This is a genomic window from Methylobacterium sp. Leaf111 (assembly GCF_001423285.1).
GTDB lineage: Bacteria > Pseudomonadota > Alphaproteobacteria > Rhizobiales > Beijerinckiaceae > Methylobacterium.
On the sequence record NZ_LMNE01000006.1, the window covers coordinates 79709 to 100145 of the forward strand.

22 protein-coding genes are annotated in these 20437 nt (G+C 72.1%); 10 read left to right on the forward strand and 12 right to left on the reverse strand.

The window, feature by feature from the left end; translation table 11 throughout:
- Positions 1-78 precede the first annotated feature (78 nt).
- Positions 79-1164 (reverse strand): YeiH family protein, encoded by a 1086-nt coding sequence (locus ASF41_RS07005; RefSeq protein ID WP_082487065.1) that lies wholly within the window; start codon positions 1162-1164, stop codon positions 79-81.
- 134 nt (positions 1165-1298) lie between these two features.
- On the opposite strand from ASF41_RS07005, the gene ASF41_RS07010 reads away from it, so the two are divergent.
- A complete protein-coding gene (locus ASF41_RS07010; protein WP_056214107.1) occupies positions 1299-1541 on the forward strand; it encodes a hypothetical protein in 243 nt (80 codons plus the stop codon).
- 45 nt (positions 1542-1586) lie between these two features.
- Here ASF41_RS07010 and ASF41_RS07015 read toward each other — a convergent pair whose 3' ends face one another.
- The 8 genes from ASF41_RS07015 to ASF41_RS07050 form a co-directional block, all read right to left on the reverse strand.
- Positions 1587-1919, reverse strand: a complete 333-nt coding sequence (locus ASF41_RS07015) for a hypothetical protein (RefSeq protein WP_056491926.1) — start codon at positions 1917-1919, stop codon at positions 1587-1589.
- A gap of 11 nt (positions 1920-1930) precedes the next feature.
- Positions 1931-3145 carry a molybdopterin-dependent oxidoreductase gene (locus tag ASF41_RS07020; RefSeq protein ID WP_056491929.1) on the reverse strand — a complete coding sequence of 405 codons (1215 nt, stop codon included), beginning with the start codon at positions 3143-3145 and terminating at the stop codon, positions 1931-1933.
- A gap of 38 nt (positions 3146-3183) precedes the next feature.
- A complete protein-coding gene (locus ASF41_RS07025; RefSeq protein WP_056214262.1) occupies positions 3184-3912 on the reverse strand; it encodes a GntR family transcriptional regulator in 729 nt (242 codons plus the stop codon).
- A gap of 161 nt (positions 3913-4073) precedes the next feature.
- Complete coding sequence (locus ASF41_RS07030; RefSeq protein ID WP_056491932.1) at positions 4074-5063, reverse strand: Ldh family oxidoreductase; 990 nt, start codon at positions 5061-5063, stop codon at positions 4074-4076.
- Positions 5064-5069: 6 nt separating this feature from the next.
- Entirely contained in the window at positions 5070-6011 is a 942-nt protein-coding gene (locus tag ASF41_RS07035; protein ID WP_200941256.1) for an NAD(P)-dependent oxidoreductase, read from the reverse strand.
- 89 nt (positions 6012-6100) lie between these two features.
- The gene (locus ASF41_RS07040) at positions 6101-7468 is read right to left on the reverse strand and encodes a cation:dicarboxylate symporter family transporter (protein ID WP_056492008.1); all 1368 of its coding nucleotides are present in this window, start codon (positions 7466-7468) and stop codon (positions 6101-6103) included.
- A gap of 163 nt (positions 7469-7631) precedes the next feature.
- Positions 7632-8912 (reverse strand): UxaA family hydrolase, encoded by a 1281-nt coding sequence (locus ASF41_RS07045; protein ID WP_082504143.1) that lies wholly within the window; start codon positions 8910-8912, stop codon positions 7632-7634.
- Between the two features lie 7 nt (positions 8913-8919).
- A complete protein-coding gene (locus ASF41_RS07050) occupies positions 8920-9237 on the reverse strand; it encodes a UxaA family hydrolase (protein ID WP_056214120.1) in 318 nt (105 codons plus the stop codon).
- A 278-nt stretch (positions 9238-9515) separates the two neighbouring features.
- Between ASF41_RS07050 and ASF41_RS07055 the strand changes: the two genes are divergently transcribed.
- The 9 genes from ASF41_RS07055 to ASF41_RS24670 all read left to right on the forward strand — a co-directional run bounded on the left by ASF41_RS07055 (position 9516) and on the right by ASF41_RS24670 (position 17789).
- A complete protein-coding gene (locus ASF41_RS07055; protein WP_056214123.1) occupies positions 9516-10259 on the forward strand; it encodes a sulfite exporter TauE/SafE family protein in 744 nt (247 codons plus the stop codon).
- A 226-nt stretch (positions 10260-10485) separates the two neighbouring features.
- Positions 10486-11502, forward strand: coding sequence for a 2-keto-3-deoxygluconate permease (locus tag ASF41_RS07060; RefSeq protein ID WP_056214127.1), 1017 nt, complete (start codon positions 10486-10488; stop codon positions 11500-11502).
- A 1-nt stretch (position 11503) separates the two neighbouring features.
- Entirely contained in the window at positions 11504-12805 is a 1302-nt protein-coding gene (locus ASF41_RS07065) for a four-carbon acid sugar kinase family protein (RefSeq protein ID WP_056492011.1), read from the forward strand.
- Positions 12802-13803 (forward strand): 4-hydroxythreonine-4-phosphate dehydrogenase PdxA, encoded by a 1002-nt coding sequence (pdxA, locus tag ASF41_RS07070; protein WP_056214133.1) that lies wholly within the window; start codon positions 12802-12804, stop codon positions 13801-13803. The genes ASF41_RS07065 and pdxA overlap by 4 nt, the downstream gene beginning before the upstream one ends.
- A 107-nt stretch (positions 13804-13910) precedes the next feature.
- On the forward strand, positions 13911-14684 hold the full coding sequence (locus tag ASF41_RS07075; RefSeq protein WP_056491935.1) for a DeoR/GlpR family DNA-binding transcription regulator: 774 nt from the start codon (positions 13911-13913) through the stop codon (positions 14682-14684).
- Positions 14685-14878: 194 nt separating this feature from the next.
- On the forward strand, positions 14879-15346 hold the full coding sequence (locus tag ASF41_RS07080) for a hypothetical protein (RefSeq protein WP_056214274.1): 468 nt from the start codon (positions 14879-14881) through the stop codon (positions 15344-15346).
- A gap of 391 nt (positions 15347-15737) precedes the next feature.
- The gene (oxlT, locus tag ASF41_RS07085; protein ID WP_056214277.1) at positions 15738-17030 is read left to right on the forward strand and encodes an oxalate/formate MFS antiporter; all 1293 of its coding nucleotides are present in this window, start codon (positions 15738-15740) and stop codon (positions 17028-17030) included.
- A 206-nt stretch (positions 17031-17236) separates the two neighbouring features.
- The gene (locus tag ASF41_RS07090; protein WP_056491938.1) at positions 17237-17434 is read left to right on the forward strand and encodes a hypothetical protein; all 198 of its coding nucleotides are present in this window, start codon (positions 17237-17239) and stop codon (positions 17432-17434) included.
- Positions 17435-17621: 187 nt separating this feature from the next.
- Positions 17622-17789, forward strand: a complete 168-nt coding sequence (locus ASF41_RS24670) for a hypothetical protein (RefSeq protein WP_156649637.1) — start codon at positions 17622-17624, stop codon at positions 17787-17789.
- An 81-nt stretch (positions 17790-17870) separates the two neighbouring features.
- Here the strand turns inward: ASF41_RS24670 and ASF41_RS07095 are convergent, their stop codons facing one another.
- From ASF41_RS07095 to gnd, 3 genes are all read right to left on the reverse strand, one after another.
- On the reverse strand, positions 17871-18431 hold the full coding sequence (locus ASF41_RS07095; RefSeq protein ID WP_156653227.1) for a hypothetical protein: 561 nt from the start codon (positions 18429-18431) through the stop codon (positions 17871-17873).
- 146 nt (positions 18432-18577) lie between these two features.
- Positions 18578-19306 carry a 6-phosphogluconolactonase gene (gene pgl, locus ASF41_RS07100; protein WP_056277684.1) on the reverse strand — a complete coding sequence of 243 codons (729 nt, stop codon included), beginning with the start codon at positions 19304-19306 and terminating at the stop codon, positions 18578-18580.
- Positions 19307-19379: 73 nt separating this feature from the next.
- Positions 19380-20354 (reverse strand): phosphogluconate dehydrogenase (NAD(+)-dependent, decarboxylating), encoded by a 975-nt coding sequence (gene gnd / locus ASF41_RS07105; protein ID WP_056491944.1) that lies wholly within the window; start codon positions 20352-20354, stop codon positions 19380-19382.
- Between the last annotated feature and the right edge of the window lie 83 nt (positions 20355-20437).

Genomic DNA, 20437 nt, shown 5'->3' on the forward strand with positions numbered 1-20437 from the left:
ACAGGCCCTTCCTCCGAGAGGGCCGTTCCGCCTGACGGACGAGCGGCGGCCGGATTCGGGCCGCCGCCGGGGACCCGCTCAGGCGATCCCGAGGGCCCAGATCAGGGACAGGCTGACGACCAGGAGGACGACGAGGGAGCCGGTCACCGCCAGGGTGACCCGGCCGCCCACCCGCGCCAGCACCCGCACGTCGACGCCGAGGCCGAGCGCCGCCATCGACACCACGGTGAGGAGGCCCGCCAGCCGCGTCACCGGCTGGGAGGCCGCGTCCGGGATGAGCCCGGCCGAGCGCAGGGTCGCGAGCGCCAGGAAGCCCAGGATGAACCAGGGCACGATCTTGAAGAAGCCGAGGCGCCCGGGCCGGCCCTTGGCCGACGCGCCCTCCGCCGGCAAGTGCGGCGCGATGAACGAGAAGGCCACAACCACCGGCCCGAGCATCAGGACGCGCACGAGCTTGACCAGGGTGCCGACCTGGGTCGCCAGGATGCCCACCGGCACCGTGGCGGCGAGCACCTGCGGCACCGCATAGACGGTGAGGCCCGCCAGGGTGCCGTACTGGTGCTCGGACAGGCCGGCGAGGGGGATGAACAGGGGCAGGCCCAGCACCATCAGCACGCCGAGCACCGCCGTGAAGGCGATGGCGGCCACCACGTCCTTGCTGTCGGCCCCGATCACCGGCGCCACCGCGGCGATGGCGGAGTTGCCGCAGATCGCGTTGCCGCAGGCCACCAGGATCGCCATGCGGGACGGCAGGCCGAGCACCCGGCAGATGGCGTAGCTGGCCACGATCGCCAGCACCACCGTGGCGACGATGCCCACGAGGAGGCTCGTGCCGGAGGCGACGATGGCCCCGAGGCTGATCGAGGCGCCGAGCAGGGTGACGGCCAGTTCGAGCACCTGCTTGGCCGAGAAGGCGATGCCGGCCCGGAAGCGCTCGCCCGGGCTCCACAGGGTGCGCAGCGCGATCCCCAGCAGGATCGCGATGACCAGGGCCTCGACGTAGGGGTGGCCCGTGGCGCGCTCCTCCAGGGCCTGGACGGCCAGGGCCGCCGCCGTGACGGCGAGGCAGACGCAGAGGCCGGGCACCAGGGAGGCGATCCGGCCACCGGCGGCCTCCGGCTTGCCCGCTCCGGCGGGGGCCGTCGTGATGCTCTTGGTGCTCATGCTGCCTTTCCGCGAGGCAATCGGAAGGAAATTCTGCCCCGGGCGCGGCCGCGAGAACAATGCTCTCCCGTGGCGAAAATCTTCGCAAAACCCATCCATTGATTGGGCAGGGTCGAAGCGCGACATTCACCGCCATGAGCAACCGGTCCGACAACGCAGCGATGGCCTACGATCCCTTCGGCGAGCCCGTCGAGATCGCGTGCCAGGGCGCCCCCACCGCGGGCGACCGTCGGGCGCGCAGCGTCGCCGTGATCGGCTTCTGGCTGGTCGCCGCAACTCTGACGGCGAGCCGCGTCTACCTGGCCGACGAGCCGGTGGCGCAGATGGTCGCGAACGCTCATGCGCAGGTTGCCGCCTTCATCACCGCCATCCTGTAAGGGTCCGGCGCCGCCCGGTGCGGCGTCCGTCATTCGGTCCGACGCCTAGTACGCCGCCGCGAGGTAGTCCGCGATGGCCTTGCCGTCCGCCTCGTCGACCGGGGCGTGATAGACCTTGCGCATCTTCGTCACCTCGCTGGTCCAGAAGGCCGCGCCCTGGCCCGGCGGCTGCATCGCGATGTAGTCCACCCCGTGGCAGCTCTGGCAATGGGCTTCGGCTGACGCGCGGCCGGCCTCGTGGCCGGGGGCCGAGCGCAGCTGCGCGGTCGGCTCCGGCAGGTCGTAGGTCCGGGGCGCGGCGGCGGCCGGCAGGCCGGCCCAAAGTCCGGCCAGGAGGCCGGTGGCGGCCAGCGCCGCCGCGCGGGAACGCACGGTCATCCTGTCTCTCCTCATGCGGCCTGCACCCGGACGGTCTCGACGACGTTGCGCATGTAGCCCGGCGGGTTCCAGCGCGGTTCCATCGGCTGGGTGGCGCCGTCCTGGCCCGTCGCCCGGACCCGGAGGGCATGCGCCCCCGCGGGGAGGTCGACCGACAGGGTCCAGGGCCGGAATGCATAGCGCCCCAGATCGGGGCCGAGGTGCGCCTCCGTCCAGCTTCGCCCGTCATCGGTGGAGACCGCCACCGCCCGGATGCCCGAACCGCCGTCGAAGGCGATGCCGCGCAACGCCGTCCGCCCGGCCGGGATCGCGGCCCCGTCGGCGAGGTTGGTGATGAAGGAGCGGATGGCGAAGCGGTTGATCGGCACGGTGGCCTTGGGGGTCTGGCCGGGCTCGACGCAGGCGCAGGCATTGTCCGGGATGCGGTAGGCCGCGCGCATCCAGAATCCCTCGTAGGGCTTGTCCGTCACCGTGATCGCGCTGAGGTGCTTGACCCAGTAGGTGCCGTAGAAGCCCGGCACCACGAGGCGCAGGGGATAGCCGTTGAGCCAGGGCAGGTCCTCGCCGTTCATGGCCCAGGCCAGCATCACCTCGCCGTCGCGGGCATGGTCGATGGCGAGCGCCTTGGCGAAGTCCGGGGTCTCGGGCAGGACCGGGCCGTCGAGGCCCTCGAAGACGGCCTGCACCGCCCCGGCCTTCACGCCCGCCCGGTCGAGCACGGCCTTCAGGGGCACGCCGGTCCAGCGGGCGTTGCCCATGGCGCCGTTGGCGAGCTGCCCGCCGGCGACCCGCGGCGCGACGAAGCCACGCGAATTGCCCGAGCACTGGTTGACCGCGACGATCTCGGCGCCCGGCATCGCCTTCAGGGCGGCCAGCGACAGTCCGACCGGTCCGTCCACATGCCCCGACACCGTCAGGCGGAAGGTCTCGGGATCGATCGCGGTCGGAATGTCGGCGAGGTGGTAGCGAACGAAGAAGGCGTCGTTCGGCGTAATCACCCCTTCGTCGAACACCGCGAAGGGCGTCTCGAGCTGCGGCGGCCGCGCCGTCATCTGCAGGAGCGGGCGCTTGCCCGGATAGGCCACCAGGGGGCGCTCGCCGTTGCCGAAGGGCAGGGTGACGACCTCGCCGGCCCGGGCCGCCCAGGGCGCCAGGGCAGCGCCGGACGCCGCGAGCAGGCCGGCCCCGGCCTGCCGGAGGAGCGTTCTGCGATCGGTCTCGGTCATCCCGGTCTCTCCCGTCCGGCTGAAGCCGTCCCGCGCGGTCAGCGCAGGACGGAGGCGTAGTGGATGTCCTCGGTGAGGCAGGTCGACAGGCGCCACTCCACCGGCCGGTCCTCGAGATCGACGGCGACCCGGTCGACCTCGAGCACCGGAATCCCCGCCGGCACCCCCAGCAGGGGCGCCTTGTCGGGGGCCAGGGCGATCGCCTTGAGGCGCTCGTGCGCGGTGGCGATCGTGATGCCGAACCGGGTCGCGTAGAGGCTGTAGAGCGTGTTCGGGAGCTCCATCGCGGCCAGGCCGGGGAACAGGCTCGACGGCACGGCGATCGTCTCAACGAGGCAGATCCGTCCGTCGAGGGCGCGCACTCGCTCCAGCCGCACCACGCGCGCGTTGCGCAGGAGGGCGAGCCGGTCGCGCTCGTCGATGGTGGCCGCGGCCTCCGCGATCGCCACGACGCGGCTGGTGGGGGTGCCGGCCACCGCCCCGTCGGGGCGCAGCTTGAAGAAGCGGAAGACGCTCTGCTTGTCGTCGTGCTCGGCCACGAAGGTGCCGCGCCCCTGGCGGCGCACCAGCAGGCTGTCGGCGGTGAGGGCGTCGAGGGCCTTGCGGACCGTGCCCTGGCTGACGCCGAGCTCGGCCGCCAGCACGCCCTCGCTGGGCAGGATCTGGCCCGGCTGCCAGACGGCGTCGGCGAGGCGGCGCAGGAGCGTGTCGTAGACCTGCCGATAGAGCGGCCGGAAACCCACCGCATTCCCACCTGTGCGTTCCATGTCGGTGCGCCGCTGCTCCCCGGGCGTGGGCGGAGGAAAGGAGAGGTTTCCCAGCACGGTGTCCCGTCCCTCGTTAAGGCCGAGCCCCGCTCCGGGCAATCGGTCGATCCGCAGGGCCGGCGGCCGGGGGCGGGTCCCGCTCGGGAGGGCGGCCTTCATCGTCAGAGCGCCTTGATCTCGGCCACGAGGGCGTCCGGGACGGCGAGCCCCTCGGCCTCGGCCCGGGCCCGGAGGGCGAGGCGGCGGGCCCCGGGCAGGCGGGCCCCGTCCTGCGCCTCGATGGAGCCGGCGAGCTCCGCGAACCGGGCCAGCGCCCCGGGGCCGAAGGCATCCGCCGCGAGGGCGATGACGAGCTGCCCGGTGCCCGGCGGATCGCCCTCGGCGTCGAGGAACGAGCTCGCCTCGCCGGCGAAGCGCCCGCCGGTCAGGCCGGCCGCGAGGAGTTCCACCATCAGGGCCAGCGCCGTGCCCTTGGCGTCGCCGAGCGGCACCATGGTGCCCTTCAGGGCCGCGGCCGGGTCGGTGGTCGGCGCGCCCGCGGCATCGAGGGCCCAGCCCTCGGGGATGGCCTCGCCGCGCTGGCGGGCGGCCATGATCGCGCCGCGGGCCACCTTCGAGAGGGACAGGTCGACCACGATCGGCGCGCGGCCGGGCAGGGGGCAGGCGAAGGCGAGGGGGTTCGTCCCGAACACCGCCCGGGATCCGCCCCAGGGCGCCATGGCGGCGGGGGTGTTGGCCAGCAGGATCGCTACGAGCCCGGCCTCGGCCAGGGCCTCGACGGGACGGCCGGCCGCGCCGCAATGGTGCGAGCGCCGGATGCCGGCCGCCGCGACGCCCTGCGCACGGACCACGGCCGGGAGTTGCTCCACCACCGCGTCGAGGGCCGGGTAGGCGAAGCCGTGGGCGGCATCGACGGCGAGGAGCCCGGGCCGGGGCCGGCTCACCGCGACCGCGGCGTCGCCCACCACCTTGCCGGCCCGGACCTGGGCCGCATAGGCGGCCACCCGCGAGAGCCCGTGGCCCTTCAGCCCGTCGGCCTCGGCGCCCACGAGGGCGCGAGCGACGCTGCGGGCAGCGGGCGCGCGGGTTCCGCAGCGGACCAGGGCCTCGCTGACGAGGGCGTGGGCGGCGGCGAGGCTCAGGGTGGTCATGGCGTTTCAGTCCTCGGAGAGGTGGCGGCGCACGGCCTGGGCCGTGACGCGGGACACGCGCACGTTCGATTCCCGGGTCACCCCGGCGATGTGCGGCGTCAGGATGAGGTTGGGCACGTCGCGGAAGAGGGCGCCCGCGGCGGCCGCGAGGGGTTCCTGCGGGAAGACGTCGAGGGCGGCCCCGCCGAGATGCCCGGCCCGCAAAGCCGCCGCCACGGCCGCGCCGTCGACCACCTCGCCCCGGGCGGCATTGATGAACACCGCCCCGGCGGGCATCCGGGCGAGGGCGTCCGCATCGATCATCCCCCGGGTCTCGGGCGTCAGCGGCACGTGCAGGGACAGGACGTCGCTTTCGGCGATGAGCCCGGCGAGATCGGCGCGCGCCACCGGACCGCAATCCGGCCGCCAGGCCGGGTCGTCGGCCGGCAGGAAGGGGTCGTGGGCCGAGACCTCCATCCCGAGGGCGAGGGCACGGCGGGCGGTCTCGCGGGCGATGGCGCCGAAGCCGACGAGGCCGAGGCGCTTGCCCGAGATCTCCCGGCCCATCAGGGCATTGCGCGGCCAGGTCCCGGCCGCCACCGCGGCGCTGGCCCCGTAGGCGCCGCGCAGGAGGAGCATGGCGGTGCCGATCACGTACTCGGCCACCGCGACGTCGTTGGCGCCGGTGGCGGGATAGACGGCGACGCCGCGGGCCCGGCAGGCCGCGAGGTCGATGTTGTCGAGGCCGACGCCGAGGCGCCCGACCACCTTCAGGTCGGGGGCGGCGGCCAGGAGGGCCGCGCTCACCTGGGTGCGGTTGCGGACCACGAGGGCGTCCGCATCGGCCAGCGCCGCCCGCAGGTCCTCCGGCCGGTCGACCAGGGCCGGGTCGTACAGGGTCGCGAACCCGCCGAGCTCGGCCGCGATGGCGGCCTCGTCCATGAACTCGGCGATCACGACCTTCGGCACGCGGCCGGTTCGGGATGTCGTCGTCTCTGAGGGCGTCAGGGTGGATGGTGTCACGGCGCTGGGCCTCCGGTTTGCGGGGACGCGGCCCGTCAGGTGGCGGGGATCGCGGCGGGCATCGCCCGGTGGCGGGCCGGGCTCGGGGCGGTGGGGGCGGGCGCCTCCGCCATCGCCTCGTCCGGCTCGTCCAGGCTGTCGAGGTCGGGCTGGATGCGTCCGTCGAGGACGGCGCGGGCATGGGCGAGGTCGATCTTGCCCTCCCAGCGGGCGATCACCAGGGTCGCCACCATGTTGCCGATGGCGTTGGTGATGCAGCGCAGCTCGTTGAGGATGCGGTCGACGCCGATGATCAGCGCGATGCCGGCGACGGGGAGGAGCTGGGACGCCTGCAGGGTGGCGGCGAGCACGAACAGGATGGCCCCGGCGACCCCGGCCACCCCCTTCGAGGTCACCAGCGCGATGGCGAGGATCCCGAGCCCCTGCTCCCAGGTGAGCGGGATGTTGAGCGCCTGGGCGATGAAGCCGATCGCCATGGTGAGGTAGATGCACGAGCCGTCCATGTTGAAGGACAGGCCCGCCGGCATCACCAGGCCGGTGACGCCCTTCTCGACGGAGAGTCCGCCGAGCTTGGCCATCAGGCGCGGTAGGACCGATTCCGTGCTGGTCGTGCCGAGCAGGATGAACATCTCCTCGCGGACGTAGAGGAACAGCTTCCACAGGCTCAGGCCCACGTAGAACCGCATCACGCCGCCGAGGAACAGCACGATGAACACGAAGAAGGTCAGGTAGAGGGACAGGATCAGCATCCCGTACTGGGCCAGGATGCCGAGGCCGAACTTGCCGATGGTGAAGGCCATGGCCCCGAACGCCCCGATGGGGGCGAAGCGCATGATGATGCCCACGACCTTCATCAGGATCTCGCCGAAGGCGTGGATGACCCGGAGGGGGAACTGCCCCTTCGGCCCCATGGCGGCGAGGCCCATCCCCACCAGCACGGAGAAGAACATCACCTGCAGCAGGTCGCCCTTGGCGAAGGCGTCGACAGCGCTGTGCGGGATGATGTTGGCGATGATCTCCATCACGCTCTGGGCGTGGGCCTTGCCGGCGATCGTGGCGACGCTCTGGGCGTCCAGGCTCTCCACCGTGGCGTTGATGCCGTCGCCCGGCCGCAGCAGGTTGACGAAGAGGAGGCCGGCGCCGAGGGCCACGGTGGTCGAGACCTCGAAGTACACGAGGGTCTTCAGGCCCATGCGGCCGACGCTCTTCATGTCGCCCACATGGGCGATGCCGACCACCACCGTGCAGAAGATCACCGGCCCGACGACCATCTTGATCAGGTTGATGAACATGTCGCCGAGGATCTTCAGGCCGACGGCGAAGCCGGGGGCCAGCACGCCCACGACGATGCCGAGGGCGATGCCGATCAGGACCTGGCCGTAGATCGATCGCAAGAATTTCATTGGCGCGAACCGCATCGGCATTCCTCCCACGCGCGCTTCGAACGGGATGCGCCGCTGCGCGGTCTTCATCCCTTCGCGAAAAACTCCGCCTTCGCGAAAACCCCGATGGCGTCGGGGCGGGACGCCGCGTTCCAGGCCGGAACGCGGCGGGAGAGGCCGCCGGTCAGGCGCTCCGGTACAGCTTCGTCATCACGAACTCACGGTGGCCGAGGGATTCGGCGGCCGTGAGCCGTCCGTTCGCGGTCCGCACCACCATGTCGATCAGGGCGTCGCCGGCCTGCGGGATGGTCATCTCCCGGGTGAGCACGCCCGAGACGTCGACGTCGATGTGCTCGCCCATGGTGCGCACCGTGCGTGGGTTGCCGGTGATCTTGATCACCGGGACGATCGGGTTGCCGATGACGTTGCCCTGGCCGGTGGGGAAGGTGTGGACCACGTAGCCCGCCGCCGCCATCAGGGTCACGCACTCGGCCGCCGCCGAGGAGGTGTCCATGTAGTACAGGCCCGGTCCCCGGGCGGGGGACTCGGCCGGCTGCAGCGCGTCGATGTAGCGGCAGTCGTGGCCGATCTTCTCGAGGTTGCCGAGCGCCTTCTCCTCGATGGTGCTCAGGCCGCCGAGGATGTTGCCCTTGGTCGGCTGGGAGTCCGAGAGGTCGTCCGTCTTATGGGCCTCGATGACGTCGTCCTGGTAGGACTTCCACATGGAGAACCACTTGTCGCCGATCTCCGGCGTGGCGGCGCGCTCGCGGCAGAGGTGCTCGGCGCCGGTGATCTCCGAGGTCTCGCCGAACACGCCGTAGATCCCCTGCGGGATCAGCTTGTCGTAGAGGTTGCCCACGGTGGGGCAGGAGGACAGGCCGGTGGTGGTGTCGGACTCGCCGCACTTCGTCGAGATCCAGAGGTCCGAGATCGGGCATTCCTCGCGGGGCAGCTCGGTCGCCCACTGCACGAAGCGCTTGGCCTGGTAGCTCGCCTTGGCGATGGTGGCGATGTCGCCGTGCCCCTCGATGCCGAAGCCGACCACGGGCTTGCCGGTCTTGGCGATGCCCTCGACGATCCGGTTGGTCCACTGGTCCTCGATGCCGATCACCACCACGGCGGCGACGTTCGGGTTGGAGCCGATGCCGATCAGGGTGCGGAAATGGAGCTCGAGATCCTCGCCGAACTGCAGGCGGCCATAGGCGTGGGGCAGGGCCATCGTGCCCTTGACGAGGTTGGCGACCGCCTCGCAGGAGGCGTTCGAGAGATCGTCCAGGGGCAGGAGGACGACGTGGTTGCGCACGCCGACGCGGCCGTTCTCGCGGCGCCAGCCCATGAAGGTGGCGGCCGCGATGTCCGCCGAGGGGCGGGCGGCGCCGAGGGCGCCGGTGGCGAACTGGTCGGGGGCTCCGCCGACGAAGGGGGAGGTGGTCTCGGGGGCGTTCATGATGGTCTCTCCGGGCATCGCGACCTCACCAGCGCTTCGTCTTGAGGTTCTGGACATGGACGTGTTCGCCCTTGGCGACGTCCTGGACGATCTTGCCGATGTCCTGGCCGTACTTGATGGCCGTATCGCCGGCCTTCAGGTCGGTGAGCGCCACCTTGTGGCCGATCGGGATGTCGTGGCGGACATGCACCGCGAAGGTCGAATCGTCCTCGGTGATGACGCCGAACGCATCGGTGTCGGCACGCAGGCCCTCGATGACCGCGACGGCGACGTTGTCCAGCGGGCTGTGGGCGAGAAGGTGCGGCTTCGTCCGCCCCTCGCCCGATCCGGCGTGGCTGTTCATTCCGAGATCCTCCTGGGTGAAGCCGTCGGCTCTTTGCGGCGACTGAGTCTTATATAAGACATGAGATTTTCCGGCGTCAATCCGCGAGGTGAATCTGTCTCGACCGGGGATCCGGGCGGGGGGAACGAGCCCGAGCGTATCGCATCAGCCTCCGGAGCGTGCCGTCCAGGCAGGCACCAGCTTGATCCCACGGTAATCTTATATAAGACATAAGTACTCACGTCGTGCGGTCCGGCCGTCACGCACCCCGACGATTTCCCGGCAGACCGAGACGCAGCGTGAGCGAGACCCTCCAGATCGTCCTGTGCCTGAGCTGCGCCGGCCTCATCTCCGGCCTGACGGGCTTCGCCTTCGCCCTGGTGGCCTCCGGCACCCTGCTGTCGATCCGGGCGCCCGTCGAGGCGACGGCCCTGGTGCTGACCTGCAGCATCCTCTCGCAGGCCCTGTCGGTGATGCGGCTGCGGACCCTGCCGCCGCGGGCGACGGCCCTGGCGATGATCGGCCCCGGCCTCCTCGGGGCGCCGATCGGCATCTACCTCCTGAACGATCTCAACCCCGCTCTGATCAAGGTGCTGATCGGGGTCTTCCTGATCCTCTACAGCGCCGGCGTGGCGCTGCTGCGCAGCGACTTCCGGGTGTCGTTCGGCAATGCCTGGAGCGACGGCGCCGTGGGCTTCCTCGGCGGCATCCTCGGCGGCATCGCCGGGCTGTCGGGCGCGCTTCCCACCGCCTGGAGCCTGGTGCGCGGCTGGGACCCGCGCATGCAGCGGGCGGTCTACCAGAGCTTTACCCTGGTCCTGCAGGTCTGGTCCCTGGCGATCCTGGCCGTGCTCAACCCGTTCCCGCCCGAGCTCCTGGGCGACCTCGCCCTCGGCCTCCCCATCGTCCTCGTCAGCGTGCTGGCCGGGCTGTCGCTGTTCGCGCAGATCGACCAGCGCCGGTTCCGCGCCCTCGTCCTCGCGCTGCTCGCCGCCATCGGCGTCACCACCACCGCCCTGGCGCTCCCCGGCCTGCTGTCCTGAGGCGCGCCCCCGACGGCGCAGATGGCGGACCGCGAAGCGATCCGGCCTCGACGGGATGCGCCGCCAGGGCACCCGCTCAAGATTGCGCGTATCACGCAAAATTGTTGACCTAATGCGCGTAATGCGCAGAATGAGCGAATCGTTGCGGTCGATCACCGGTCGCGTGCGACGAAAAAAATCGTCAAAAGCGAAAAAATTGCGCGAAACGCGCACGGAGGAAACGCGCATGCAGATTCCGATCAAGCGGGCCATCGAGGCGGTGCCCGGCGGCATGATGGTGGTGCCGCTCCTGGCCGGCGCGCTGATCGCCACCTTCTTTCCCGGCACGCCGAAGCTGTTCGGCTCGTTCACGGGCGCGCTCTTCTCCGGCGCCCTGACGATCCTGGCGGTCTTCTACGTCTGCATGGGCGCCAGCATCGACTTCCGCGCGACGCCCTACATCATGAAGAAGGGCGGCACCCTGCTGGTCGTGAAGGTCGGCATCGCCATCCTGCTGGGGCTGGTCTTCGGGCAGGTCCTCGGCGAGGCGCCCGTCGCGGCCGGCATGTTCGCGGGCCTCTCCACCCTGGCGGTGGTCGCCGCCATGAACGACACCAACGGGGGCCTCTACATGGCCCTGATGGGCCAGTACGGCCGACCCCGCGACGTCGGGGCCTACACGGTGATGTCCCTGGAGAGCGGGCCGTTCCTCACCATGGTGACCCTCGGCGTCGCCGGGCTCTCGGCCTTTCCCTGGCAGACCCTGGTGGGCGCGATCCTGCCGCTCCTCGTCGGCATGATCATCGGCAACCTCGACCGGGAGATGCGCGCCTTCCTCAGCCGGGCGATCCCCGTGATGATCCCGTTCTTCGCCTTCGCCCTGGGGGCCGGCCTCGACCTGACCAAGGTTTGGCAGGCCGGCCTGCTCGGCCTCGCCATGGGCGTCGCCGTGGTGGTGGTCACCGGCATCCCGCTGTTCTTCGCCGACCGGCTCACGGGGGGGACCGGCGTCGCCGGGATCGCGGCGGCCTCGACGGCGGGCAACGCCGCCGCCGTGCCGGCGATCGTCGCCTCGGCCAACCCGGCCTATGCCGAGGCCGCCGGACCGGCGACGATCCTGGTGGCGGCCTGCGTCGTCGTGACGGCGATCCTGGTGCCGATCGCCACCGCCTGGGCGTCCCGGCGCTTCGGCGGCGGCGAGGCCGAGGCCGAGACCGGGAGCCCGGAGGTGGCGGCCCCCGCGCAGCCCGTTGCCGGCCGCTGACATGACCGCCGCCGATTCGGCCCGCCGCTGGCTCATCCTCGCCGACGACCTGACGGGGGCGGCCGATTGCGCCATCGCCTTCGGGCGGCGCGGCCTCGACGCGGCGGTGACCTGGGGGGAGGCCGCGGGCATCGCCGACCGGGACCTCGCGGTGCTGGCCTACGACGCCGACAGCCGCGGCCTGTCCGGGGACGCGGCGGCGGCGCGGCACGCCGCCCTGCTGGCGCGCTGGTTCGCGCCGGACCGGGTCCTGTTCAAGAAGATCGATTCGACCCTCCGGGGCCAGCCCGCCGCCGAGACCGCCGCCACCCTGGCGGTCCTGGCGGCCCGGACCGGGTCCGCCTTCGGGATCTGCGCCCCGGCCTTCCCGGCCACCGGCCGGACCACCCTGGAGGGCCGGGTCCGGGTCGACGGCCGCCCCCTGGAGGCGGCGGAGGTCTGGCGGCGCGACCACACCTACGCGAGCGCCGACCTCCGGGCCATCCTCGCCGGCGCGGGGATCCGCAGCGAGACGGTGTCGCTCGCTACCGTGCGCGGGACCGGCCGCGGCGGCGACTTGGCCACCGACTTGGTCGCCGACTTGGCCGCGGAGCTGGCCCGAATCGCCGCGACGGGGCCGGCCGTCGCGGTCTGCGATGCCGAGACCGAGGCCGACCTCGACCGGATCGCGGCGGCGGGCCTGTCCCTGGCGCCGGCCCCGTTCTTCATCGGCAGCGCGGGCCTCGCCCATGCGCTCGCCGCCCTCCCGACGGCACCGGCGATGCAGCCCCCGTCCCACGCGCCGAGCCGCTTCGGCAGCCTGATCGTGGTCGGCTCGCTGGCCGCCGCCAGCCGCGCGGCCGCCCGCCGGCTTGCCGGACGGGACGGCGTCACCCACCTGCCCGTGGACCCGGGGACGCTGCTCGTCGACGGCCCGGCCCGGGCCGCCTTCGCCGGCCGCGTCGCCGCCATCCTCGAGGCCGGGGGCGACGCCCTGGTGGAGATCACCACCGCGGGCGAGCCCGACATGGCCCTCGGACCGCGCCTGGCCCGGGGCCTCGCCGAAGCCCTCGACCCGGTGGCCTGCCGGATCGGTGCCGTGGCGGCCACCGGCGGCGAGACCGCCGCGGCGCTGCTGGCGCGCTTCGGCGTCGACGGCATCCGCCTCGTCGACGAGATCGAGCCGGGGGTCTCCCTCGGCCTGACCCTGGGGCGCCTCGCCGTGCCGGTCGCCACCAAGGCCGGCGCCTTCGGCGACGCCGACTCCCTCATCCGCATTCGCGAGCGCCTGCGCGCCGCCCGACTCGAAGGACGCTTCTCATGACCCGCCCCACGCTCGCGATCACCATGGGCGACCCCGCCGGCATCGGGCCGGAGATCATCATGAAGGCGCTGGGGCATGCCGACGTCCAGGCGACGTGCCGGCCCCTGGTCATCGGCGACGCCGAGCGCCTGCGGCAGGCCGGCCGGATCGTCGGCTCCGGCCTGACGGTCGATGCCCTGTCGGCGGCCGGGGAGGCGGATTTCGACGGCGGCGCTGTGCAGTGCCTCGACCTCAAGGTCGTGCCCGCCGACCTGCCGTTCGGGCAGGTCTCGCCGGTCGCCGGCGAGGCGGCCTACCGCTACATCGAGAAGGCCGTGGCGGTGGTCCAGGCCGGGCAGGCCCAGGGCATCTGCACGGCGCCCCTGTCCAAGGAGGCGCTCCACGCCGCCGGCCACAGGTTCCCCGGCCACACCGAGCTCCTCGCCCACCTCACCGGCACGCCGGAGGTCTCGATGATGCTGGTCTCACCCAAGCTGCGGGTGATCCACGTCACCACCCATATCGGCCTCATCGACGCCATCGCGAAGATCGAGCCCGGCCTCGTCGAGCGCGTCATCGCCCGCGGCCACGCCGTCCTGGTGAAGGCGGGCCTCGCCGATCCGAAGATCGGCGTCTGCGCCATCAATCCCCATGCGGGCGAGAACGGCCTGTTCGGGCGGGGCGAGGAGGCGGAGAAGATCGCCCCGGCCATCGCGGCCTGCCGGGCGAAGGGCTGGGACGTGCGCGGACCGCTGCCCGCCGACACGCTGTTCTTCCTCGCCGGGCGCGGCGACTACGACATGGTGGTGGCCATGTACCACGATCAGGGCCACGGCCCGATCAAGGTCCTGGGACTCGAGGCGGGGGTGAACATCACCGTGGGCCTGCCGGTGATCCGCACCTCCGTCGACCACGGCACGGCCTTCGACATCGCCGGCACGGGGATCGCGGACGAGCGCAGCCTGATCGAGGCCCTGCGCCAGGCCGTCGACCTCGCGCCGAAATCGATCGCCGCCTGAGCCCGCGTGGGTCCTGTCGCGCCGCCGCCGATCCGGGCGAAACGCCCCGGCCAGCGGCCGCGACCTCGGCCATGACGAGGGATCGAAGCCGGGAGAGCCACGAACCCATGTCGATGCGCAGCCGGGAGCGTCGGGCGTTGCTGCTGGAGGCGCTGAGCGTCGGCGAGATCGACGTCGACGACGTGGCGGCCCGTCTGAAGGTCTCCGCCTCCACGGTCCGCCGCGACCTCCAGCACCTCTCCGCCACCCGGGCCGTGCGCCGGACCTATGGCGGGGCGATCCTGACGCGCCACCCGCCCGAGACCACCCTGACCGAGCGGCTCGCCGTGAACGGCGCGGAGAAGCGGGCGATCGCCCGCGCCGCCCTCGACCTCGTGGCGGACGGGGACACGCTGATCCTCGACGCCGGCTCGACGGTGGCGGCCTTTGGCCAGCTCCTGGCCAAGCGGCGGCTGCGGATCATCACCAACAACCTCGCGCTGCTGCCCTTCCTGGCCGAGGCGCCGGACCTCGACCTCGTCGTCCTCGGGGGGGCGCTCCGGGCCACCAGCATGAGCACCGTCGGCCCCCTCGCCATCGAGGCCCTGCGCCTGATGACGGCGGACCGGGCGATCGTCAGCGCCGACGGCGTCGTGGCCGGGCGCGGCCTGTGCGAGGCGAGCCTCGACCAGGTCGCCCTCAAGTCCCTCATGATGCGCCAGGCGCGCGAGGTGATCGTGCTGGCCAATGCGGGCAAGCTCGGCCGGGCCGAGCAGACCGCCTGGGCGCCGCTTCCGCGCGACTGGACCCTGGTGACGGATTCGCCGGAGCCGCGCGAGGAGCTGCGGCGCCTGGCCGAGGCCGGCGCCCGGATCCACGTGGCGCCCGACCGGGACGGCTGATCCGGGCTCCGCTCGATCGAAGCGCTGCCCGGATCGGCAAGCCGGCGCGGCGCGTGCGCGAAGCCCACATCCGCCATCCCGAAGGGATCCGCCGGATTGGGTTAGTAGGCGCGCGCCGGCTACCGCCGCGCCGTCCGTCCGGGCTAGGATCGGTCGATCCTGAGCCGGGGGCCGGACGCGTGACGCGACGCCTGATGAAGTTCCTCCACACGATGGGGTCGACCGGCCTTCTGGGCGCGATGGCGGCCCTCGTCGTCATGCTCGGCGCGGCGCCGCCGCCGAGCGCCCTCGACGGCTACGCCGCGGCACGGGCCGCCATGGGGGCGGTCGCCACCTGGATCGTCCTGCCGAGCCTGGCGCTGACCCTGGTCTCCGGGCTGCTGGCCATGACCCTGAACCGCGGCTTCCTCAACGCGGGCTGGGCTTGGCTGAAGCTCGCCACCGGGGTGCTGATGTTTGAGGGCGTGCTCGTCTACGTGCAGGGGCCAATGCGCCAGGAGGCGGAGCAGAGCGCCCTGGCGCTGGCGGGACGGGTCGATCCCGCCACCCTGGCGGCCAGCCTCGGGCCGGAGCGCGGGACGCTCTGGGTGTTGCTGGCGGTGGCCACGGCGAACGTCGTCCTGGGCATCTGGCGGCCGCGGCTCCTGCGCCTGCCCCGCTAGGGATCCGCGGCCGGACCCCGCGGCCTCCAGCCTCTTCCGAAGGCTTTCCCGGAAAAAGCCGCCGTCACGACAGGCACAGGACAGCATTGTGCCCCGCCGCCAGCGATGATCCGGCGGCCAGCCGCGTCCTAATCAGGAACGGATTCCGCACAACCTCGGTCAGAGGCGATAAACGCGCCCAGCGGCCCATTTAATCCCGAAAAATCCCGCCCCGTCGTAGAATTATTCTGCTTGCACCGATCCGTGGCATACCAAATAATGCAGGTGTGCTGCCCGACAAATGAACCATAGGATTCGCCTCAGGCGTGCGGGCCGCAATCGAGCATTCCAATCGGGATCTTCAACACAACGCATCCCGTCCCAAGCAGAACGAGGAAACGAGCTCATGGCGATGACTGCTGCCGCGCCCCCCGCAACGAAACCATCCGTCAATCGATGGTTGCAACTGATTCTCGGCGTGGCCTGCATGGTCGCCGCTGCCAATATACAATATGCCTGGACACTCTTCGTCCCCGAGATCCAGAAGACCTTCGGCTGGGATCGCGCGGCGATCCAGGTCGCGTTCACGATCTTCGTCGTGGTCCAGACCTGGCTGACCCCGATCGAGGGCTACTTCATCGACAAGTACGGCCCGAGCCGCGTGGTGATGTTCGGCGGCCTGATGACGGGCCTGGCCTGGGTCATCAACTCCTACGCCACCTCGCTCACCGGCTTCTATGCCGGCTCGGTGGCGGGCGGCATCGGCGTCGGCTGCGTCTACGCCACCTGCATCAACAACGCCCTGAAGTGGTTCCCGGACAAGCGCGGCCTCGCGGTCGGCCTGACGGCGGGCGGCTACGGCGCGGGCTCGGCCCTGACGATCATCCCGATCGCCAACATGATTTCGCAGGGCAGCTACGCCCAGGCCTTCTTCATCTTCGGGCTGATCCAGGGCGGCATCATCATGCTGGCGGCCATCGGCCTGCGCGCACCGTCCAAGGGCGAGGTCACCTTCTCCACCAAGGTGCTGCAGACCCGGCGCGACTACACCCTGCGCGAGGCCCTGCGCACGCCGGTGTTCTGGGTGATGCTGCTGATGTTCACCTGCACGGTCACGGGCGGCCTGATGGCGGTGGCCCAGCTCGGCGTCATCGCGCAGGATCTCGGCGTCAAGGAATTCCAGGTCAACCTGTACTTTTTCGCCATGGCCGCGCTGCCCTTCGCGCTGATGCTCGACCGGATCATGAACGGCATCTCGCGTCCGCTCTTCGGCTACGTCTCCGACCGGATCGGGCGCGAGAAGACGATGTTCATCGCCTTCACCATGGAGGGGATCGGCATCGTCGCGCTGGGCTACTTCGGCACCAACCCGTGGGCCTTCGTCATCCTCTCGGGCATCGTGTTCCTGGCCTGGGGCGAGGTCTACTCCCTGTTCAGCGCCACCGCCGCCGACACCTTCGGCTCCAAGCACATCGGCAAGATCTACGGCGTGCTCTATTGCGCCAAGGGCTTCGCCGCGCTGTTCGTGCCGGTGGGCAACCTGCTGATGCAGGCGACCGGGACCTGGGCGACGGTGCTCTACACCGTGGCGGTGATGGACCTCGTCGCGGCCTTCCTCGCCATCGCCGTGCTGCGGCCGATGCTGAAGCGCCACCACGCCGCGCAAGGCGTGGCCCAGCCGGCCGGCGCCCTGGCACACGCTTGACCCGCCCGCGCCCCGGCCCCCGGGCCGGGGCATCCCCGGGCGTCCCGCCGCGCCCGGCCCGACGCGACGTCCCCCTCTCGAGCCGGGCCCGGAGCCCGGCTCGAAGCCGTCCGCCCCCGGGCGATCCCGAGCGGTGTCGGGCGGGCCCCCACCGGGCAACATTCCGGGCAAGGTTCCGAGCAAAGGTTCCGAGCAAAGGTTCCGCGATGGTCTTCTCCGTCCTCCTCGCCCTGGTGAGCATTCCCTTCGCGATCGTCGTGCTGCAGACGGCGGACTTCAATCGCGACGTGTTCGCCGTGCTGTACGTCTCCTCCCTCGGCCTCGTCCTGTCGGCCATCCTGCTGGTCGGCGGCTACTACCTGCTGCCGCTGCCGCCGATCGTCCCCGAGCCGCTGCACCGATGATCGCGGGCTCGGGGCCGCGGAAGCGACCGGCCTCGTCCGAGCGATCGTCCTGACCTTCGCGGCCCCACCGTCGCTTGCCGGCCGTCGAGGCCGGCCCCGGTTGCATGACCGCATTGCGGTATGTGGCATACCAAATCCCGTTGTGCGGTGCGACAATCCTCCGTCGCACCGCAACCGGGATACTTCGATGCTCTCTCTGTTCGTTCTCGGCCTGGCCGCCGTCGCCATCGGCCCGATGCTGGCCCTGCTGGTGGACGAGGAGGCCACCGGACCGGCGGCCGCCGACACGGGCTCCGCCGGCATGTTCGTCGCGCTCAACGACAACGCCCTGTCGACGGCCCGGCGCGCGGCCTGAGCGAGGCTCGCTCCCGACGTTTCGACCCGCCCGACGTCCGTCGCGGCGGGTCTTGTCATGCGCCGGCCTGGGCGGACGGCGTCAGGGCGTTCTGGGAGGCTTGGCCGCGGCGGCGCGGGCCGGCCGCACCGGCCTGGCTTCCGGCGCCGTCGGATCCTCGATCGTGAGGGCCCCGCTCGGGTCGTCGAGCACCGGGATCCGGTCGAGGCTGAGGGCCGAGCGCGCCCCGTCCCCACGCCCCGAGGTCGGCGGCGGGGCGGCGGGGCCCGGGCCGCGCGCGTCGCGGCTCGGCCCGGCGTCGACCCCGGCTCCCGCCGTCGCGGCCGCCCCCCTGGCGGGCGCGAGAGGGGGCGCGGGCTCGGCCACGGCCCGGGCGACCGGCTCGGCGGCCCAGACCCGGGCGGCGGCGGGCGCCTCGTCCAGGGCCGGGGAGGGCGCCTTCACGGTGAGAACCAGCAGGATGGGCAGGCCGAGGCCGGCCACCAGGGCGAGGCCCGCGATGGCGCCGGAGCGCATGCCGCGCAGGATCGGATGCGGCGCGGCCTCGGAGATCGAGCGCAGCGGTCCGATGCGGTGCCGGGCGGTGCGGCGCCACCGCCGGGGACGGGCGGGGCGGCGGGACAGGCCTGCGGAAGACTCCACGCCCAAGACTCCCCGCTCATGACACAGCGTTGCGAAACCGGGCCAGTCCGGCAATTCGAAAGTGTTCGCCTACCGATACCGACAAATCAACATCTTTTGTCAGTGAAGCGTCGGCCGGGACCGACGCATCTCTGATGTCGCGCAGATCAGGCGCCTGCCGCCTCCTGGTCGACCAGCCAGACCAGGCGGCCAACACTGCGCAGGTGCCGGACGGGCAGGTCCTCGCCGCGGGCGAGTCGGCGCAGGGGTTCCTGCTTCCCGGCTCCCGTCACGAGGACCAGGGTCTCCCGGGCCGAGGCGAGGGCCGGGAAGGTGAGGGTGATGCGCGGCACGAAGGGGGCGAGCCCCGCCTCCGGCACCGGCGCCGTCCAGGCCTGCCGCTCGGCCAGGGCCGGCTTGGCCGGAAACAGCGAGGCCGTGTGCCCGTCCTCGCCGAGGCCGAGGAGGACGAGGTCGAACAGGGGCCGGGCGGGATCGAGGACGGCGGCGCCGTAGAACGCCCGCAGGGTCTCGGCATAGGCGCGCGCCCCGGACTCCGGGGTTCCGCCCGTGTCCATCCCGTGCAGGTGGCCCTCCGGGATCGGCGCGTCGCCGAAGGCCTCGCGCGCCATGCGGACATTGCTCGCCGCATCCGTCCACGGCACCATCCGGTCGTCGCCGAAGAACCAGTGCAGGCGTTCCCAGGGCAGCTGCGCCCGGTAGTCCGGGCCGCTCAGCCGGGCGTAGAGGCGCTTGGGCGTGGAGCCGCCGGAGAGGCAGACCGCGATGGCCGGACGCGGCGCCGAGCCGCACAGGGCCACGAGGCGGGCGGCGGCAGCCTCCGCCACCGCGTCGGCATCGGGCAGGATCTCGGCGGCCTCGGGCAGGGGGATCATCGGCGCGGAACCTCGATGGGGGCGGGACGGGTCCGGGGGCGGCCCCCCGCACGCGCGGGCGACCGCCGCGGGGTTATTTCGGCTCCTGGTGGCCGCCGAAGCCCTTGCGCATGGCCGAGAGCAGCTTGTCGGCGTAGCTCGCCTCCTCGCGGGAGCGGAAGCGCGCGTAGAGGGCGGCCGAGAGCACGTTGGCCGGCACGGATTCCTCGATGGCAGCGTTCAGGGTCCAGCGGCCCTCGCCGGAATCGGCGACGAAGCCGGAGAAGTCCTCCAGGTGCTCGTCCCGGGCCAGGGCCCCGGCGGTGAGGTCGAGGAGCCAGGACGAGACGACGCTGCCGCGGCGCCAGACCTCGGCGATGTCGCCAATGTTCAGCCGGAAGCGCTGGGCCTCGGGCAGGTCCTCGGAATCGGCGTGCCGGAGGATGTCGAAGCCCTCGGCATAGGCCTGCATCAGGCCGTACTCGATGCCGTTGTGGACCATCTTGACGAAGTGGCCGGCCCCGCTCGGACCCGCATGGATGTAGCCGGCCTCCGCGCGGGGATCGCGGCCCTCGCGCCCCGGGGTCTTCGGGATGGTGCCGAGGCCGGGCGCCAGGGTCCGGAAGATCAGGTCAAGGCGCTCCAGGGCGGCCGTGTCGCCGCCGATCATCATGCAGTAGCCGCGCTCCAGGCCCCAGACGCCGCCGGAGGTGCCGACGTCGACGTAGTGGATGCCAGCGCCCTTCAGCGTGGCGGCGCGGCGGATGTCGTCCTTGTAGAAGGAATTGCCGCCGTCGATGATGACGTCGTCCGGGGCCATCAGGCCCCCGAGACTCGTCACCGTGGCCTCGGTGATGGCGCCCGCCGGGAGCATCACCCAGGCGGCCCGGGGCACGGAGAGCCTGGCGACGAAGTCCTCGAGGCTGTCCGCCCCCGTGGCGCCCTCCGCCACCAGGGCGGCGACCGCCTCCGGGTTCTGGTCGAAGACCACCGCCTGGTGCCCGTCCCGCAGGAGCCGGCGGACGATGTTGCCGCCCATCCGGCCGAGGCCGATCATGCCGAGTTGCATCCCGTGTCTCCCGTGCCCGCGACGGCGCGCCGGATTCGCGCCCGGCCGTCGCACGCTCCCTCGTGCGAAGGGCTAGCGCATTT

Excerpts from the sequence above, each read along its gene's own strand:
- ASF41_RS07005 (WP_082487065.1), bottom strand. The coding sequence starts at position 1,164 with ATGAGCACCAAGAGCATCACGACGGCCCCCGCCGGAGCGGGCAAGCCG.
- ASF41_RS07010 (WP_056214107.1), top strand. The coding sequence starts at position 1,299 with ATGAGCAACCGGTCCGACAACGCAGCGATGGCCTACGATCCCTTCGGC.
- ASF41_RS07015 (WP_056491926.1), bottom strand. The coding sequence starts at position 1,919 with ATGACCGTGCGTTCCCGCGCGGCGGCGCTGGCCGCCACCGGCCTCCTG.
- ASF41_RS07020 (WP_056491929.1), bottom strand. The coding sequence starts at position 3,145 with ATGACCGAGACCGATCGCAGAACGCTCCTCCGGCAGGCCGGGGCCGGC.
- ASF41_RS07025 (WP_056214262.1), bottom strand. The coding sequence starts at position 3,912 with ATGGAACGCACAGGTGGGAATGCGGTGGGTTTCCGGCCGCTCTATCGG.
- ASF41_RS07030 (WP_056491932.1), bottom strand. The coding sequence starts at position 5,063 with ATGACCACCCTGAGCCTCGCCGCCGCCCACGCCCTCGTCAGCGAGGCC.
- ASF41_RS07040 (WP_056492008.1), bottom strand. The coding sequence starts at position 7,468 with ATGAAATTCTTGCGATCGATCTACGGCCAGGTCCTGATCGGCATCGCC.
- ASF41_RS07045 (WP_082504143.1), bottom strand. The coding sequence starts at position 8,912 with ATGCCCGGAGAGACCATCATGAACGCCCCCGAGACCACCTCCCCCTTC.
- ASF41_RS07050 (WP_056214120.1), bottom strand. The coding sequence starts at position 9,237 with ATGAACAGCCACGCCGGATCGGGCGAGGGGCGGACGAAGCCGCACCTT.
- ASF41_RS07060 (WP_056214127.1), top strand. The coding sequence starts at position 10,486 with ATGCAGATTCCGATCAAGCGGGCCATCGAGGCGGTGCCCGGCGGCATG.
- ASF41_RS07065 (WP_056492011.1), top strand. The coding sequence starts at position 11,504 with ATGACCGCCGCCGATTCGGCCCGCCGCTGGCTCATCCTCGCCGACGAC.
- pdxA (WP_056214133.1), top strand. The coding sequence starts at position 12,802 with ATGACCCGCCCCACGCTCGCGATCACCATGGGCGACCCCGCCGGCATC.
- ASF41_RS07075 (WP_056491935.1), top strand. The coding sequence starts at position 13,911 with ATGTCGATGCGCAGCCGGGAGCGTCGGGCGTTGCTGCTGGAGGCGCTG.
- ASF41_RS07080 (WP_056214274.1), top strand. The coding sequence starts at position 14,879 with ATGAAGTTCCTCCACACGATGGGGTCGACCGGCCTTCTGGGCGCGATG.
- oxlT (WP_056214277.1), top strand. The coding sequence starts at position 15,738 with ATGACTGCTGCCGCGCCCCCCGCAACGAAACCATCCGTCAATCGATGG.
- ASF41_RS07090 (WP_056491938.1), top strand. The coding sequence starts at position 17,237 with ATGGTCTTCTCCGTCCTCCTCGCCCTGGTGAGCATTCCCTTCGCGATC.
- ASF41_RS24670 (WP_156649637.1), top strand. The coding sequence starts at position 17,622 with ATGCTCTCTCTGTTCGTTCTCGGCCTGGCCGCCGTCGCCATCGGCCCG.
- pgl (WP_056277684.1), bottom strand. The coding sequence starts at position 19,306 with ATGATCCCCCTGCCCGAGGCCGCCGAGATCCTGCCCGATGCCGACGCG.
- gnd (WP_056491944.1), bottom strand. The coding sequence starts at position 20,354 with ATGCAACTCGGCATGATCGGCCTCGGCCGGATGGGCGGCAACATCGTC.